This is a genomic window from Streptococcus sp. 2741 (genome assembly GCF_013276315.1).
Lineage (GTDB): Bacteria > Bacillota > Bacilli > Lactobacillales > Streptococcaceae > Streptococcus > Streptococcus pseudopneumoniae.
In genome coordinates this window covers 1-17,848 of sequence record NZ_VMKU01000040.1, presented here as the reverse complement: position 1 = coordinate 17,848, position 17,848 = coordinate 1, and the positions used below count along the sequence as shown (strand labels likewise).

Annotated in this window: 6 protein-coding genes and 1 pseudogene; 6 read left to right on the top strand and 1 reads right to left on the bottom strand. The window is 42.3% G+C overall.

Annotated features, from left to right (window positions below; all coding sequences use genetic code 11):
• Positions 1-179 precede the first annotated feature (179 nt).
• From HT671_RS04890 to HT671_RS04870, 5 genes and pseudogenes are all read left to right on the top strand, one after another.
• On the top strand, positions 180-6,167 hold the full coding sequence (locus HT671_RS04890) for a ZmpA/ZmpB/ZmpC family metallo-endopeptidase (protein ID WP_240153266.1): 5,988 nt from the start codon (positions 180-182) through the stop codon (positions 6,165-6,167).
• 237 nt (positions 6,168-6,404) lie between these two features.
• Positions 6,405-10,193: a sugar-binding domain-containing protein gene (locus tag HT671_RS04885; RefSeq protein ID WP_138703400.1), complete on the top strand. Its 3,789-nt coding sequence runs from the start codon at positions 6,405-6,407 to the stop codon at positions 10,191-10,193.
• 1 nt (position 10,194) lies between these two features.
• Positions 10,195-11,883 (top strand): alpha-L-fucosidase, encoded by a 1,689-nt coding sequence (locus HT671_RS04880; RefSeq protein ID WP_172923066.1) that lies wholly within the window; start codon positions 10,195-10,197, stop codon positions 11,881-11,883.
• A gap of 100 nt (positions 11,884-11,983) precedes the next feature.
• Complete coding sequence (locus tag HT671_RS04875; protein ID WP_000175246.1) at positions 11,984-12,958, top strand: Rpn family recombination-promoting nuclease/putative transposase; 975 nt, start codon at positions 11,984-11,986, stop codon at positions 12,956-12,958.
• Between the two features lie 279 nt (positions 12,959-13,237).
• Positions 13,238-13,706, top strand: a pseudogene (locus tag HT671_RS04870) (adenylosuccinate lyase); the annotation flags it as partial.
• 318 nt (positions 13,707-14,024) lie between these two features.
• Here HT671_RS04870 and HT671_RS11350 read toward each other — a convergent pair.
• Complete coding sequence (locus HT671_RS11350) at positions 14,025-14,243, bottom strand: hypothetical protein (protein WP_275689782.1); 219 nt, start codon at positions 14,241-14,243, stop codon at positions 14,025-14,027.
• 616 nt (positions 14,244-14,859) lie between these two features.
• On the opposite strand from HT671_RS11350, the gene HT671_RS04860 reads away from it, so the two are divergent.
• The coding region (locus tag HT671_RS04860; RefSeq protein WP_172923065.1) for a DUF1542 domain-containing protein at positions 14,860-17,848 on the top strand (2,989 nt) is incomplete at its 3' end.

The following is a 17,848-nucleotide window of genomic DNA, read 5'->3' as shown; positions in this document are numbered from 1 at the left end:
TACCTACGGCAAGGCGACGCTGACGTGGTTTGAAGAGATTTTCGAAGAGTATTAAATAAAAATTATTGTATGTTGTTGCCCTTAACTTGGAATGATAAGGGAATAACTAGAAAGATTTGTGAATATAGACTATTTCTGATATACTAAATATACAGTAATAATGAATGATGGGAGATGGGATGGAAGAATTTCAATTTGAGAGAAAGCAGCGTTTTTCTTTGAGGAAATATGCAATAGGAGCTTGCTCGGTCTTGCTAGGAACGAGTTTATTTTTTGCTGGTATGGGTGCTCAACCTGTACAGGCTACCGCAACGAGTTCAACACTAATTTCAAGTCATTATTTGGATGAGCAGGATTTACCTGAAAAGCTGAAATCTGAGTTGCAATGGTTTGAAGAAAATAAAATTGAGGTAAAAGAGGGAAAAGAATACTACTTTATCTATCGAAAATTGGCTACAAGATTACCAGAAACAGGTCTTTTTTCTAATGATGGGATGTTTATCTTGGGAGCAGGATTATTATTGCTTTCCTTCACTTTAATCAAGAGAAAAAGGGGAGCGTCTTACTTCCTTGTGACAGTCTTTGCTGTTGGTGGCTGGGTAGCATCCATCTCTGCTTTAGAAAATTTGGTAGAATTGCAACCAGCCCTTGTTAAGAGAGTAGAAGGTCAGTTTCTACCAAGTCCTGAAAGAGTCCAAGGATACGAATTTACGGGATATTATTTGGTAAGAGATAGTGCTAGTAAGGAACTTTCTGTTGATAAGGTAGAGTCGCCAGCATTATCTCAAAAGGAGGAAAGTTCAGAACCTCAATCTAAGAAGATTGTACCACAGACTGCATCTCATTTTAGCTCGACTGAAGACCTTGTGCAATCTCCTCAACCATCCTACGCAGTTGAGAAAATTGTTGAAGCTCCTGATGAAATTGTGCCTATAGGGCCTAAGGAAGAAGTTGCAGGAAATCCCAAAGTAGAACAACCGAAAGCAGAAGATAATAGTGATTATAAAACAAGTCCTGAGGAAGGTGTGTTAAATGCCACAGTAGAGAAACCAGAATTGCTAATCACTACAGAGGAGGTTGTTTTCCAAACGATAGAACAAGAAGATGCAACCTTAGCTAAAGGGCAAACTAAAGTTGTTCAAGAAGGTGTTGTTGGTGAACGCACCATCTATACGGAAGTCACTATCGTTAATGGGGAAAAATCTAGCAAAGTTATAGAAAATATAATCACAAAAGATCCGGTGGACAAGGTGATTGTAGTTGGGACTAAGGAAGAAGTTGCACCAAAACCAACACAACCTGTAACTCCAGATCTAGAGGAAAGTAGACCAGTTCAACCTGAAAAAACTCCAATAGTAGAGAATGAAACAGAGACAAAACCAGCTGATGGAATAGGACAATCAAGACCAGGAGCAGAAGAAACGCCGGGTACAGAAGCAACACCAGGAGAGAAACAAACACCTGACAAACCCAAAGCCGAGCCGAAGCAACCAGAACCAGCAAGCCCAGCCGTGGAATCAGGGGGTGAGGAAAATCAAACTCATGTCCAACAAGGTACTGAGTCTAAGCCACCATCTAAAGAAACTGCTGAGACCAAAGATTCTGAACCAGCAACCCCAGCCGTGGAATCAGGACGCGAAGAAGATCAATCTCTTGCGGAACAAAAGGGTGAGGAGAAACAGCTGGAGAATTCAGTTGAGGGGGTAAAAGATGTTGGTGAGTCTGCCCCACAAGGTACTGAGTCCCAACCACCATCTAAAGTAGCTGCTGAGACCAAAGATTCTGAGCCAGAAAGCCCAGCCATGGAATCAGGGGGCGAGGAGAATCAAACTCTTGCCCCACAAGGTACTGAGTCCCAGCCACCATCTAAAGTAGCTGCTGAGACCAAAGATTCTGAGCCAGAAAGCCCAGCCATGGAATCAGGGGGCGAGGAGAATCAAACTCTTGCCCCACAAGGTACTGAGTCTAATCATCCATCTAAAGCAACTGCTGAGACCAAAGATTCTGAACCAGCAACCCCAGCCATGGAATCAGGACGCGAAGAAGATCAATCTCCTGCGGAACAAAAGGGTGAGGAGAACCAGCTGGAGAATCCAGTTGAGGGGGTAAAGGATGTTGGTGGGTCTGCCCCACAAGAACCCCAAAAACAACCAGAACAACCAGAACAAACGGCTCCATCTCCAGAGGTCAACCCAAGTCAAGGAAACGAACCAGAATCAGCTGTTCAGCCTGAACCCTTATCTCCCCAAGAACAGTCAGATTCACAAGAGCAACCAACTGTCCCAAGTCCAGTAACGAAAGAAAAAGTATTGGAATATAAAACAACATATAAAGCTTCACCAGCCTTAAATTACAAAGAGCAACGAGTAGAAGTAGCAGGCGAAAATGGTAAGGAAGTGACAACTACTTCTTACAGTTTTGATGAAAGTACTGGGAAAATAGTAGAAAACACTTCAACAAAAATAGAAAAACATCCAGTAGATAGAGTTGTTAAGGTTGGAAATGTAGAAGAAACAAGATCAACAACCAAAAGACGTGAACAGTTTATCGCGGATGAGTCACTTGATAAAGGGGTTAAAGTAGTTAGAGAACAAGGTCAAGATGAAGAAACAACGACTATAAGTGTTTATAAAGTAAATTCGACGACAGGAGAATTAACTGATCCAGAAGTTTCAACAAAAGTAGCCAAAGCAATGCAAGCGAAAATAACGGCAGTAGGAACAAAACCAACAGTTCAATCACAAGAAATTCCTTTTAAGACAATTTATAAAGCATCGTCAGATTTAAGTTACAATGTGCAACAAGAAGAAACACCAGGGGAGAATGGTAGCTCAGTATCAACTACAACATACACAGTAAATCAAGAAACAGGAGCTATCTCAGAAGAAACTACAACAGAAAACACTCCAGCTAAAGACAAAATAGTAAAAGTTGGAAATGTAGAAAAGATTGTGTCACCTATAGAAATCACCGAGTTGAGAAAAGATAACCCTGAACTTCCAAAAGGAAAAGAAGAGGTTGAAGATGCAGGTGAGCAAGGGGAAACAACCGTCACTAAAACTTATGAAGTTAATCCGGAGACAGGAGAGTTAACAAATCCAATTGAGAAAACTGAAATAACTAAAGCTATGCGACAAAAAGTAATCTTGGTTGGTACTAAAGAAGACACTCAAATTCCTCAGACCAAAGTAGAGACCAAAGCTGTTCCTTATGAAACCATTTATGAAAAGAATGAAGCGCTAGACCACGGCGTTACAAGAGTAAAAATTTCGGGTGTTGAGGGACAAGAACAAGTTACTACTACCTATACCAAAGATCAAGCAAGTGGCAATATTTCTGAGAGTAAAACTGTCAAAATAGTAGCCAACAAAGTTGATCAAGTTGTAGAAGTTGGAACTAAACCGAGTGTTGAAACCACTGTCCTATCTCATAAAATGATCTACCAGGTGAATCCTGCTTTGGAGTTCAGAAAAGAGGAAGTAGCGGTTGCAGGGCGTGATGGTTCGGTGGAAACTAGGACGACTTATCAACTAGACCAGGCAACAGGTCAGGTGACGGTATCTGACACCACTAGACAAGTAAATCCAGCAGTCGATAAAGTGATTCAAGTTGGTAATGTGGAAAAAGTAATACAACCGATTGCTGTTACTGAGGAACGAAGAGAGGATTCTTCTCTTGCTAAAAAGATGGAAAAGGTAGCCTCTGAAGGAGAAGTTGGTGAGAATACACTGACCAGAACCTACGCTATCAATGAACAAACTGGTGAATTGGTTAATCCTCGAGAAGTGAGTCAAATAACAAAACCAATGAAACCGAGAGTTGTTTTAGTTGGTAGTCAGGAGGATAAACCACACATCCTTCCAACAAATAGTGAGAGAGAAGATGCTGTGGATGTGTCTGCTCTGACCACAAGCGCGAGGTCAGTAGACTTCTTACATGACAGTAAACTAAAAGCACAGTTAGAGCCTACCTATGATCCTCGAGATATTATAACAAGGAGAATTGCGCTCAGAAAAACACACCCAAATATCACTGACCAAGAGGTCAAAGATATGTTGCGCATAGAGTATCTTCAAAAACTGTCAATCCAAGAAAGCTTTGATCAGACGAAGAGGCAAGCTGAGTCAAGTTTCAAAAAGATTGCCTCGCATACATTAGGAATTATAGGAGATACCCCTGAAAATCGCAGCAAGGTCAAACAAGAGCTGGAGCAATACAAAGAGCAGATTTTGTTGGGACTGTCTTATATCAATCGTTTTTATAATATTCAATTTGGGGACACGAATATTCGTGATATTCTGGCCTTTAATCCAAGCTCATTTGGTAATAAGACAATGACAGCCTTGGATAGTTTGAAAAAATTAGGATCCATGTCTTATGAAGAGATGAAATTGACCAATAGTCCTCAAACATTTACAAAGTATTTATCTACCATTACAGGTAAGGCTAGCTTGAAGGAATTTTTAGACAGCAATCGCCAACTCTTTACGTCAGATGATGCGGATACCTGGCTTAAAAAATCTAGCCAAGCTATGATTGTTGAAAAACCATCTAAGGAAAATCCTTCAGCGCATGTCGGGCTGTATAGCAAGTTGACAGCTGGGGAAAAGGATCCTCGTAAACAAGAGGCTAATATGGCTGCTATTTTGGGACTTTTGAATGTGAAAGAACCAAATGTTTATGTGATTAGTAATATGGCGACGATTACTTACGGTAATATTGGTTCCTATATAGATACTTCTCTCGCCCAGTCTAATCCAACTAAGTACCAGGCTGAGCTTGCTAGAGTCAAGTCTTTAATTGAAAAGGCGGCTGTACAACAAGCCAACTATGTCGATACTCTTTATCGTATAACAAAACCAGAAAATCGTGATAAGTTGCTGACAAATCGCTTGATTATTGATACGATGAAGAAATATACAAGTAATCCGAATGCCCAGATTGATAGCACTTGGTCACCAGCTACTGGTAGTGGAGCTGATAAGGGGGTCGACCAGTTTATGACTCCTATGAATTACTATTCTCCAGTAAGTAAGGTGGGAGCTGAGGCTAATGGATTAGGTGTCCGTTACTTTATAGATAGAGTTCTGGATGATAGAGGTTCAGCGACTTATTCTCATGAAATGACGCACTTACTAGATAGAACGGTCTTGTTTAATAATCACGGTCGTCGAGATGGTACAGCCGCAGAGTTTTATGCGCGTGGTATTTTTGAAAACTCCTATAATCCAGAAAAGGATACTTATTTCAATCTCAACTTTGTATATGATGAGAGTGATAAGGATGGATTTTACAATAAGACACCTGATCGATTTAAAACGGCAGAAGATTTGCAATCTTACATGAAGGGAAGTTTTGATGTCCTTTATACTCTAGATTATCTAGAAGCTGAGGCAACGAAAAATCTAACTGATGAAGAAAAAACTAAATATTTCAAGAAAATAGTTCCGATTAGTTCACCATTTAGAAGATGGATAGATTATCGTAATACAGTAATTCCAGCAACTCATAAGAGTGAGGAGATTCAAGCTCTGACCTTAGAAGATGCCAAAAACTTGACAGATATTGATAGTTTAATTGACAATCATATCCTGGTCAATCGTTATATCATTGCTGGCTTTAAGGATAAAGGTAAAATTGCACCAAATGGTTACTATACCGTTGATATGTTTGATACCATTTATGGTGTTAGTCAAAATGACTCTGGTATGAGTGGGGACATCACCTTTAGAAAACAAGCCTTTGAATTGATGGCTGCTTTGGGCTACTATGAAGGATTTGTTCCTTATGTATCAAATCAGTTTAAAGAAGAAGCTGAAGCAGAGGGAGTACCGTTATCAGATAAATATATTTTTGATAAAATTCTAGGAAAAACATATGCTGAGTTCAAAAAAGAGCAAATAAATGAGCGTGTTGAGAAATTAGGTAAGTTAACACCAATTACTATAAATTACAACGGAAAAGAAGAAGTGATTGATAGTAAAGAAAAATTACAAGAGCTTATGAATAAAGCTGTTAAAGAGGAACTTGCTCAAATAAAAGCAGGAAACACAACAGCTCAGAAATTTATGTTTATTGAAACTCCAGTTCAAAAACTGAAAAAAGCGATTTATAAAGCTTATCTCAAAGATTCAGATGACTTTAGACAGTCGATTTACAATAGTTAAGACAAAAGGGACATCTCTCTGGAATGAACATTCAGAGAGGTGTTTTTTGCGCTCTTGTAAGGTTTGACCTTGTTTCTTGAAAATGACAGTTTATATGAACATGGAGTGATTTTCAGACTTTTCCACAAATTATAGAATCTTTTCTGAGGATTTAGGGAGTGATGGAGGAAGTCTTGAAAGCGCTTTTGTTTTGTGCTATAGTCAAGTCAATAGACTTGTTTAACGAGGAATGCTTGTATGAGAAGAGAAGAAGTTTTACGAAATCACTGGTTTTTTAGTCAAGAGGTGGGGAAAGAAGAGGCCTTGGCGCCGGATTTTCAGAGGGAAAATTGGCAGTCGATTCAAGTACCACATGACTGGAGTATTTACAATGATTTTGATCAGTATTCTCCAGCGCAAAATGAGGGTGGGCAGCTAAATGGTGGTCAAGCTTGGTACCGGACACAGTTTTACTTGGAAGAAGATGTCAGTCTTGTTTCGGTGCGTTTGCTCTTTGATGGGGTTTACATGAATGCCCAAGTCTATATCAACGGGCAAGTGCTGGGCTATTATCCCAATGGCTATACACCCTTTTCTTATGATATCACCCCTTATCTAAGAAACGATGGGACAGCCAACCAGCTTGCGGTTTTTGTGGAAAATCAGCAACCTAGCAGTCGTTGGTACTCTGGTAGCGGTATTTACCGGGAAGTAAAATTGTTGATGACAGATTCGGTGCATCTGGATTTGTATGGGATTAAGATAGAAAGTCCCAAGCTCAAGGAACAAAGAGATAGATGGGTGGAGACTCAGCTTACAAGTAAGGTTTCAAATGATGGCTCTCAGTCTGTGTCGGTGTATTTGGAGCAGAGTATCTGGTATGATGGACAACAGGTTTCAGACTGGCAGGCGACAGACTCTCTAGTGATTGAGTCTGGGGACAAATATTCTTTCCAACAAGCCATATCAATTTTCCAACCTTTGCTTTGGGATATTGACCATCCTTACCTTTACCAATTGAAGACTCGCCTTTACAAAGATGGCATTTTGGTTGATGAAGAAGAGGAGACCTTTGGTTACCGCTATATGGATTGGCAAGTGGATAAGGGCTTCTTTCTAAATGGTCGCTGGTTGAAGATTCATGGGGTTTGTTTGCACCATGACTACGGAGCGCTGGGAGCTGTGGAAAACAGGTCAGCTGCTGAGAGACGCTTGCGCCAGATGAAGGAAATGGGCGTCAATGCTATTCGAATTACCCATAATCCAGCCAGTAGCATTTTACTCGCTCTAGCTGCCAAAATGGGGCTACTCATCCAAGAAGAAGCTTTTGATACCTGGTATGGAGGCAAGAAAGAATATGACTATGGTCGCTTTTTTGAGGAAGAAGCGACTCATCCAGAAGCGAAAGCAGGCGATTTCTGGTCAGATTACGATTTGCGCACCATGATTGAGCGTGGCAAGAACAATCCAGCGATTTTTATGTGGTCCTTGGGAAATGAAGTCAGCGAAGCAAATGGAGATGCTCATTCATTGAAGACTATCAAACGCTTGCTGGGAAGGGTTAAGGAAGTGGATGATAGCCGTTTTGTGACCATGGGAATGGACGAGTTTCGCTTTGGAGATGGGTCTGGAGGCCATGAAAAGATAGCCGATTTGCTGGATGTGGTAGGCTTGAATTACTCGGAAGACAATATTGATGGGATTCGCAAAAGACATCCTAAGTGGCGACTTTATGGATCTGAAACCTCATCGGCTACAAGGACGCGTGACAGCTATTTTCGCCCAGATAAGGAATGGGTTGGGGATAATCGCCGCGTGCGGAATTTTGAACAGTCAGACTATGGCAATGATCGAGTTCCTTGGGGGAAGACAGCGACGGCTTCTTGGATAGCAGATAGAAATCGGCTAGACTATGCGGGTCAGTTTATCTGGACAGGAGTGGATTATATTGGTGAGCCCACTCCTTGGCACAATCAAAATGACATGCCTGTAAAGAGTTCCTATTTTGGGCTTGTGGATACGGCAGGGATTCCTAAAAATGACTATTATTTCTATCAAAGTCAGTGGTTGGACCTAGATCAGTATCCCATGGTTCATATCCTACCCCATTGGAATTGGGAAATCCACAAGAGTTATCAACAAGTTGTGGATAAGTATGGGGATATCCCTGTTCGAGTGTATTCAAATGCCCGTTCTGTAGAGCTATTTCTCAATGGAAAATCCCAAGGTAGGAAGACCTTTCAGGAAAAATGGACTTCAGACGGTCGAAGATACCAGGAGGGACAAGGTTCTGACCAGCTCTATCTAGAATGGCGATTGGCTTATCAACCGGGAGAATTGCGTGCTGTGGCCTATGACCGTCAAGGTCAGCTTGTGGCAGAAGATAGGGTGGTGACTGCAGGTAAGCCAGCCAAAATCGGGCTACATGCTGAGAAGACAAAACTGGAGCCAGATGGGCAAGACCTCCTCTATCTCTATTTTGATGTATTGGACAAGGATGGAAATTGGGTGCCGACTGCTTCCAATCAGCTTCATTTTGAAATTGAAGGCCCTGCTCTTATTGTAGGTGTGGATAATGGTAGGCAGGCCAGTCGTGAACGTTACCAAGCCCAGAAAAATGGTCGGTTTAAGCGGAAAGCCTTTCATGGCAGAGGTGTCCTCTTAGTTCAGAGCTTGGAGCGGGTAGGTCAAGTGAGAGTAAAGGCCAGTGCCAGAGGGCTAGAGCCGGCAAGTTTCGATCTCTTAGTGGGAGAGGATTTGGCTTGCCAGTCAGTGAAAAATCAGCGCTTATTTGAGATTCGAGTGGACAAGCAGGCAGGATTACAAGAAGGGGATTCCCCAGCTATTGGACTTTATCCACAAACTGTGGATAACCTTGTGAACAAGGTGGGGAATAGTGAAGTGATTTGGGAGACGAGTGGTAGTGCCCACGCCATTATCAAGCAGGGAGTGCTTCATTGCTTGTCTGCAGGCGACTTGGTTATCAGTGCTATTTATCAAGGAAAGACCTATCAAACTCATTTGCAGGTGGCAGAAAATACCTCACTAGGGCAGGCAGTTTTTGTACGACCACTTCGCTTGTATACAGCTAAGGGGACTTATCCACATCTTCCATCTTCAGTTTTGGTGGACTATGAGTCTGGCGGTGCAAAACGAGTCAAGGTTGTTTGGGAGGCAATCTCCGAAGAAGATATGGCAAGCTTTCATGAGTTTATGGTATCTGGTCAGCTGGAAGGGCTGGATTTAAAGGCTTCTGCTCAGATTTGTGTCCAAGGGATTTGCGCTATTGAGACTGAAAGGATTTGGACGCTTGTCAAGGAAGCCCCACACCTACCAGACCGAGTTAAGCTAGTCTTATCAGATGGCAGACGAGATACGGCCAAGGTGACTTGGGATGAACTCGATCCTCAAGTCTATGCTCAGGTAGGAGAATGTATTCTTACAGGACAAGTAGCGGGCTGTGAGTTGCCAGCAACAGTCACCATTCATGTGACAGATGCCAGTGTAGATGGGGAAGTCATTTCCAATCAGTGGACAGGATCCAACCTGCCTCTGGTATTTGCTTCCCACTCAGAGCCTAATCACCCAGTCTCTTACCTCAATGACAAGGTCATTTCTCGGAAGAAATCGACAGGCAATACTTGGATTGCCAAGTCAGAGCAAGCCAATGTCGGCATTCTTTTTGGAGATGCAGGGATTTTAAAACCGCGATTTGTGGATAATGTGACCTTGTATTATGTCGAAAATCAAGACTACGTGGCGGTGGATCCTACCCATATCGATTATTATGTAGGGAATGAGCCTAGCTTGCCTCGGACTCCAAATCATTTGGACAAGGATTCTCTGCTCAAACAAGAGGAGAATTGGCGCCCTGTATCAGCTATCCGAAAAGTGTCAAGTGACAAGGATGAGGAGCTTCGTTTTGAATTTGACAAGGTGGAAACCTATGCCCTTCGTCTTCGATTTGAAAACTTGGCAAGCCCCCTAGCCTTAACAGAATTGCAAGTGTATGCCAAAAAAGTAAAGAAAAATGTAGATAGGAAGTAGTATGGTAAGAGCAATAAAACCGCATGGCCCCTTGCCTAGTCAGGCCCAGTTAGCGTATTTAGAGGATGAACTAGCAGCCTTTATCCATTTTGGGCCTAATACCTTTTATGACCAGGAATGGGGGACAGGTCAGGAGGATCCTGAACACTTTAACCCGACACAGTTAGACGCGCGTGAGTGGGTTTGTGTACTCAAGGAAACGGGCTTCAAGAAGTTGATTTTGGTGGTCAAGCACCACGATGGCTTTGTCCTCTATCCGACAGCTCACACAGATTATTCGGTTAAGGTCAGTCCTTGGAGGAGAGGAAAGGGAGACTTGCTTCTTGAAGTATCCCAAGCTGCCACAGAGTTTGATATGGATATGGGGGTCTACCTATCACCGTGGGATGCCCATAGTCCCCTCTATCATGTGGACCGAGAAGCGGACTATAATGCCTATTATCTGGCACAGCTGAAGGAGATTTTATCAAATCCTGCCTATGGAAATGGAGGGAAATTTGCTGAGGTCTGGATGGATGGAGCCAGAGGAGAGGGCGCGCAAAAGGTCAGTTATGAATTTGAAAAATGGTTTGAAACCATTCGTGACCTGCAGGGCGACTGCTTGATTTTTTCAACAGAAGGCACCAGTATCCGCTGGATTGGCAATGAAAGAGGGTATGCAGGTGATCCCCTATGGCAAAAGGTGAATCCTGATAAGCTAGGAACAGAAGCAGAGCTGAACTATCTTCAGCACGGGGATCCCTCGGGCACGATTTTTTCAATCGGAGAGGCAGATGTTTCCATCCGTCCGGGCTGGTTTTACCATGAGGATCAGGATCCTAAGTCTCTCGAGGAGTTGGTCGAAATCTATTTTCACTCAGTAGGGCGAGGAACTCCACTCTTGCTTAATATTCCGCCGAATCAAGCTGGGCTCTTTGATGCAAAGGATATTGAACGCCTCTATGAATTTGCGGCCTATCGCAATGAGCTCTATAAAGAAGATTTGGCTTTGGGAGCTGGGGTATCTGGTCCAGCTTTTTCCGCAGACTTTGCTTGTCACCATCTGACAGATGGTCTTGAGACCAGCTCTTGGGCAAGCGACGTAGGCTTGCCAATCCAGTTAGAACTAGACCTAGGATCTCCTAAAACTTTTGATGTAATTGAGTTAAGAGAAGATTTGAAGCTAGGGCAACGAATCGCTGCTTTTCATGTGCAAGTAGAGGTGGATGGTGTCTGGCAGGAATTTGGCAGGGGCTTCACAGTTGGTCATAAGCGCCTCTTGCGAGGGCCGATAGTAGAGGCACAGAAGGTGCGCGTGATGATTACAGAGACACAGGATTTACCTGTACTGACCAAGATTTCCCTCTATAAAACTCCTAGCTTATCAAAAAAAGAAGTTGTTCAGGGATTAGCATTTGCAGAAAAAAGCCTAGCTGTGGCAAAGGGAGAGACTCTTCATTTTAGGATTGAACGTAGCGAAAGTAGTACTCCTTTGGAAGCTAAGATTTCGATTCAACCGGGGACAGGTGTCCATGGTGTCGTCTATCAGGACGAGATTCAAGTCCTTCAATTCCAAGCTGGGGAAAGCAAAAAAGATTTGACCATACCAACCCTGTATTTTGCTGCCGATAAGACCTTGGATTTCTATCTGAATCTGACTGTTGATGGACAGCTGATTGATCAAGCTCATATTTTAGTTGAAACGAGATAAAATATCTTAACAACTCATTTCTTTTCCGAATAAATAGATAGTAGCAGTGAATCTAGTAAACCTAGATTTAAAAATGTGCTATAATGAAAGGAGAAGAAATATGACATTACGTCATCCGGGCATTAGCCCAACTAATGACTTGGTTGCTAAGAAAATTTTCAGCAACCCAGAAATCACTTGTCAGTTTATTCGCGATATGCTGGACTTGCCAGCCAAAAATGTGACCATTTTGGAGGGAAGCAACATTCACGTCTTGCCTTCCCTGCCGTACTCGGCACAGGATTTCTATACCAGTATAGATGTTTTAGCTGAACTAGATAATGGCACTCAAGTAATCATTGAGATTCAAGTCCATCATCAGAATTTTTTCATCAATCGCCTGTGGGCTTATTTGTGTAGTCAGGTCAATCAAAACCTAGAAAAAATTCGCCAACGTGAAGGTGACACCCACCAGAGTTACAAACACATTGCACCAGTATACGCTATCGCAATTGTGGACAGCAATTACTTTTCAGATGACCTAGCTTTTCATAGTTTTAGTATGCGCGAGGATACGACAGGTGAGGTTTTAACCATCACCAATAATGGACAAGAAAATCATCTGGTTAAGATGGCGTTCTTGGAACTAAAAAAATACAGAGAAACCAGCAAAGACGAGGTTCGCAAGCCGTGGTTGGAGTTTTTTGGTAATAAGCCCTTTACTCAGGAACCCGAGCGAGCCATCAGCCAAGCAGATCAACTGCTGGACTACAAGAGCTGGTCCGAGGAGGACAGGGAGATGTTTAGTGAACAACGCAGACGCGAAGAACAAGCCTTGCTAGCGCAGGACTATGCCTTGGAACAAGCTGAAGAAAAAGGGTTGGAGAGAGGTCGTGCAGAAGGTCTTGAACGTGGTCGAGCTGAGGGGATTGAACAAGGCATCGAAAAAGGTTTAGAGCGTGGACTTGAACGTGGAAAACTTTTTGCCTTTCTGGATATGGTTCGGCAAGGACTTCTGACTTCCGAGGTTGCCAGCCATCAGCTGGGTATGAGCGTCGCTGAGTTTGAGTCGCTATTGAAAAAACATTACAAATAAGACCTAAAAAAATACAGAGAAACCAGCAAAGACGAGGTTCGCAAAGCATGGTTGGAGTTTTTTGGGAATAAACCTTTTACCCAGGAACCCGAGCGAGCCATCAGTCAAGCAGACCAACTGCTAGACTATAAGAGCTGGTCCGAGGAGGACAGGGAGATGTTTAGTGAACAACGCAGACGCGAAGAACAAGCCTTGTTAGCGCAGGACTATGCCTTGGAACAAGCTGAAGAAAAAGGGTTGGAACGCGGTCGTGCAGAGGGGATTGAACAGGGTTTAGAGCGTGGTCACATGATTACAGCCTATGAGAATGTGGCTCTCTGGCATGAACACGACATTTCCCACTCATCAGCTGAGCGTATCATCACACCTGATACGACCATCTTGATTGACTACATGCTCAACCGTTTTGGAAATATCGTCAAGAACTTGACGGTCTTACCAGAAAACATGATCCGCAACATGAACGCGACTTTTGGTCTGATCTTTAGCCAACGTGCCATGTTGACCTTGATTGGTAAAAGGCATGACCCGTGAGCAAGCCTATGACTTGGTACAACCAAAAACAGCCTACTCTTGGGACAAGCAAGTAGACTTCAAACTACTTCTGGAAGCAGATCCAGAGATGACATCACGTTTGACACAAGAGGAAATCGATGAGATTTTCAACCATCTTTACTATACCAAACGAGTGGAGCCTATTTTTGAACGTCTAGGATTAGAATCATTAGAAAAAATCGAATTTCTATGACTCCATTTATAGGAGTAGCAGAACTTCGATTTTTATATTATCTCAAAGCCCTTTGCTAAAAAATATAATAGATTGAAACTAGAATAGTACACCTCTGCTTCTAAAACATGGTTAGAAATCGATTTGATTGTCCTGATTGATTTGTCCTATTTCTATTTCATTTTACTATAGAACCGTCCCATAAGGAGGGAGATTGGAAAATCTCCAGACTAGAGAAGTCAGCGACTTTCTCTGGGTCTTGTTCCTTAAAGCTCGTCATCTTTTTTTGAAGTGACCTTCATCTGCTTTAAAGCTGCCCATACTGAAGGGACAGCACAATCAAAATGTGCCGCAATTTCCCGTAAAAGCAGCCTCGAGATGAGCCTCTATAAAAGCTTTCGACTCCTCTATAAGGAAGCTTTCGATTTTTGATGACTGGCTCTTTCCGCTCTCAGTGTCCTTGCTCACCTCACTTCTTTTCCTAGCTGAAGAGAGTTCTGAGACCAAGATCAAAAACTTTGGCTGCCTCGGCAGGCCTGTGTTCTTTTTTGATGCCATCCAATGCTCCTTGCTTAAAATCAGTAGGCTAGGCCATGGCTTTCTGATAACCTGCTTGTTTAAAACTGAGCAGCTATAGTAAGTGGTCAAGACTAGTCAAGTAGTCAGGAGAGGTAAGGAGCCGCTATCTTCTGTTCTATGGCAAGCAATCAGAATAGCTAGTGATATCACTGGCAGTTTCTCTTTTTTAGGCTCCTTGCATGTTGTTATCTTCAAATGATGCCAATGAAAAAGGCGCAACCCCTTACATTTTTTCTACTTATTTTGTCGAGGCTAGTGAAAAAGATAGAGTTATTTTGAAAAAAATAATATTTATAGAAATTAAGGGTTGATTGTATCCTAAAAAATAAGAGCATAAGATGTCATAAGAATCGGTAAATCCTTAACAAATTCATTCATAATAAAAATTATGGATAAAAAAACCGAATAAAATTTAAAAAAATCAGAAAAATGTTTTTTTTTTTTAGCAAAATATTAGCAAACAAAACAGTTGCATATAGTTTGGTAATTATGTATCATAGTAAAGTAAATCTATGCATAGAGGAAGTCTCCTTCTATAAGGAAGGAGGAGCTTCTCTTGTGTAGAAAAATATAATCCTAAAGGAGAGTTTAAGTAATGGACAAGAAAGTATCCATGAGTCGATCTGAGCGCCTGCGTCGTGAGAAGGTCACGCGTTATTCTATTCGTAAATATAGCTTTGGTGCAGCCAGTGTGGCAGTAGCGGCTCTATTTATGTTTTTGGGGAACGGAGCAGTGTCAGCTGCTGAGAATGGCGCAGACTCACAAGGCGGAGCCGCTGTGGCAGCTAGCCCTAACGGAGGGGGGGAGGCTGACCCAGGAGGTGGAGCAACGTCTCCTGCTACAGAAAACCAAAAACCTGTAGCGGATATCCCCTATTCTATTCCGAGTGAAAAGAAAATCTTTGTCTATAATGAGGAAGATGCAGGTATTGAAATTCCTGTCCACGATGACAGTGGGAAAATTCGTTATGCAACAGTGAAACAGGGATCAAACCAGAAATTTAACAAAGTTGCAGGAGAAGATAATAAACTTGACCTTTGGTTTGGCTATACTGCAACTATAATTAATGATGCTGAAAGTGACAACGTAGCTGCTACTCCTGCTACTGAAGCTGTTCCTGCTAAAATTACCATTTCAGGAAAACCGAATGAAACACTTAAAGGGAAAAATGAATACACAAAAAATGAGGAACAAACAGTAAATATTGGGACTCGCTTTGTAAAGGTTGGTGATGAACAAGGTCTAAATAATGTTGGAGACTCTAGGACAATAAAAGATCCAGGATATATGTATCTTGTCCTTAAATCTCAAACCTACAAATATAGCATCCATGAACCAGAAAGAAATGCTGATAAAATCAGTGTTACAGATATTAACAATTTAACTCCTACAGATATTGAAAAAATTAAAACTCAGCTTAAAGTTGAATATTCTAAAACTAGCCAGGATGCTAGACTAGCGTCTCAAAGAGGTACTGCCCTAACAAATCGTTCTGAAGTAGTGGGTAGTGTAAACGTAGAGAACGGAAACGTCACTGTGACCTATAAAGACGGTTCAACCGATGTGGTTCCAGTTGCTAATGTAGCACGTACCAATCAACCTCCAACAGTCGACATTCCATATTCTGATCCTACTGAAAGAGAAATCTATGTGTATAGTGGAGAAGACAACTCATTTGAAATCAAAATCAAAGATGATGCAGATAAGATTAAGTCTGCTAAATTGCTGAAAGGTGGGAATAACGCTTTTCGACCTGTTACAGGTGAAAATGATAAAGTTGATACAGAGTATGGTTATAAGGCAAATGTTATTACTTCTGAAACATCAGCGTCAGAGACTAATCCAGCAGTTATTACCTATTCAGGGACTACAACTGCGACAAGTGGTTTGTCACAATCTAAATTGGACGCAGGGACAAAAGGGGAAAATCCTAGACGCCTAGCTTTGGGTTGGCGTTATGTGCGGGTTACAGATCTTGAAGGAACAGACTTTACTGGATCTGGGGAACGAAAAGCCAATGACCATGCTTTCAATGTTGTCAATAAACCTCAGAGAGAAAAATATGATATAAAAACTCCTGAGGAAGCCGACAAGGTTGTGGTGACCGACCCTGCAGCTGTAACAGAGGAAGAGTTTGCAAAAGTAAAAGAAAGAGTCAAACTTGAATATTCTCAAACCAATCCAGATAGACGGTTAGAGTCTAAGCGTGGTCAAGAAGTAGAGAATCAAAATAGTAGGATTCAATCAATCACAAAAGAGGGAAATGATTTACTAGTAACCTACACAGATGGATCAATAGACAGAAGACCACTAACAGAGTTTACGACCCTAAATAAACAACCTGCAATCGATGCAGTGAACAAGGCTGCAGAAGATAAGATTGCAGAAATTAATGCTAGTACAGATCCGAATGCTACCGAGGATGAAAAACAAGCCGCTATCGCTAAGGTAAATGCAGATAAGGAAACAGCATTAGCAGCCATCAATGATCCTAACCTAACAACAAAAGCTGCCTTGGATCAAGCTCAAACTGAAGGGACAACTGCCATTGCAGCCGACAATCCAGTAATAGCTAAAAAAGCTGAAGCTAAAGCGGCAATTGAAGCAGCTCGTAAGGCCAAAGAGGATGCCATTAATGCAGACAGAAACCTATCAGAGGCTGAAAAGACAGCAGCTATTGCTAAAGCCAATGAAGCAGCCCAGTCAGCAACAGCGAAAATCGATGCAGCGACGACAGATGCAGCTGTAGATGCTGCGCAAACAGAAGCCACTACAGCCATTTCGAAAGTAAACCCAATTGCTAAAGAGAATGCTAAGGCAGCAATTGCCAATGCCTTAACAGCTAAAAATGATGAGCTTGATAAGCGCACAGACCTAAGTCAAGCAGAAAAAGACGCAGCGAAAGCAGAAGCCAAAAAACTAGCTGATGCAGAACTAGCTAAAATTGACGCTCAACCTGATAATGAAGATACAGAAGATGCAGCTCGAGCAACCCAAAAACTTGTGGACGCGGCAGAAGATAAAGGTGTAGCGGATGTTACTTCTGTGACTCCAGTAGCCAAAGAAGCCGCTAAACAAGCAGTGGCAGATGAATTAGCTGAAGAAAAAGCGAAAGCGAAGAAAGAAGCTCAAGCGAAAGCAGCTGAAGCGAACAAGGCCATCGATGCTCAACCAGATGTAGCCGCAACACCAGAAGAAGCCAAAGCAGCTCAAGAACAAGTAGATGCCGCTAAGACACAAGGTGTAGAAGCGATTAAAGCTGTGAATCCAGAAACAACTGCTAAAGCAGCCGCTGACAAAGCCATTGATGACGCTCTTGCTGCTAAGAACAAGGCCATTGATGAGCGTACAGACTTGACAGATGCAGAGAAGAAAGCTGCTAAAGACAAGGCTAAGGAAGAAGCAGACAAGGCTAAGGCAGCAGTAGCAGCCGCAACAAGTGATGCAGAAGTAGCCAAAGCCAAAGAAGCCGGTGAGTCTGCAGTTGGTGCTGTGAATCCAGTAGCCAAAGCAGCTGCTAAGAAAGCAGTGGCAGATGAACTAGCTAAGAAAGAAGCAGAAATTGATGCTCGCCAAGATCTAA

What these genes read in the sequence shown, in the direction of transcription:
- HT671_RS04890 (WP_240153266.1), top strand. Translation starts at nt 180, where the DNA reads ATGGAAGAATTTCAATTTGAGAGAAAGCAGCGTTTTTCTTTGAGGAAA.
- HT671_RS04885 (WP_138703400.1), top strand. Translation starts at nt 6,405, where the DNA reads ATGAGAAGAGAAGAAGTTTTACGAAATCACTGGTTTTTTAGTCAAGAG.
- HT671_RS04880 (WP_172923066.1), top strand. Translation starts at nt 10,195, where the DNA reads ATGGTAAGAGCAATAAAACCGCATGGCCCCTTGCCTAGTCAGGCCCAG.
- HT671_RS04875 (WP_000175246.1), top strand. Translation starts at nt 11,984, where the DNA reads ATGACATTACGTCATCCGGGCATTAGCCCAACTAATGACTTGGTTGCT.
- HT671_RS11350 (WP_275689782.1), bottom strand. Translation starts at nt 14,243, where the DNA reads ATGGCATCAAAAAAGAACACAGGCCTGCCGAGGCAGCCAAAGTTTTTG.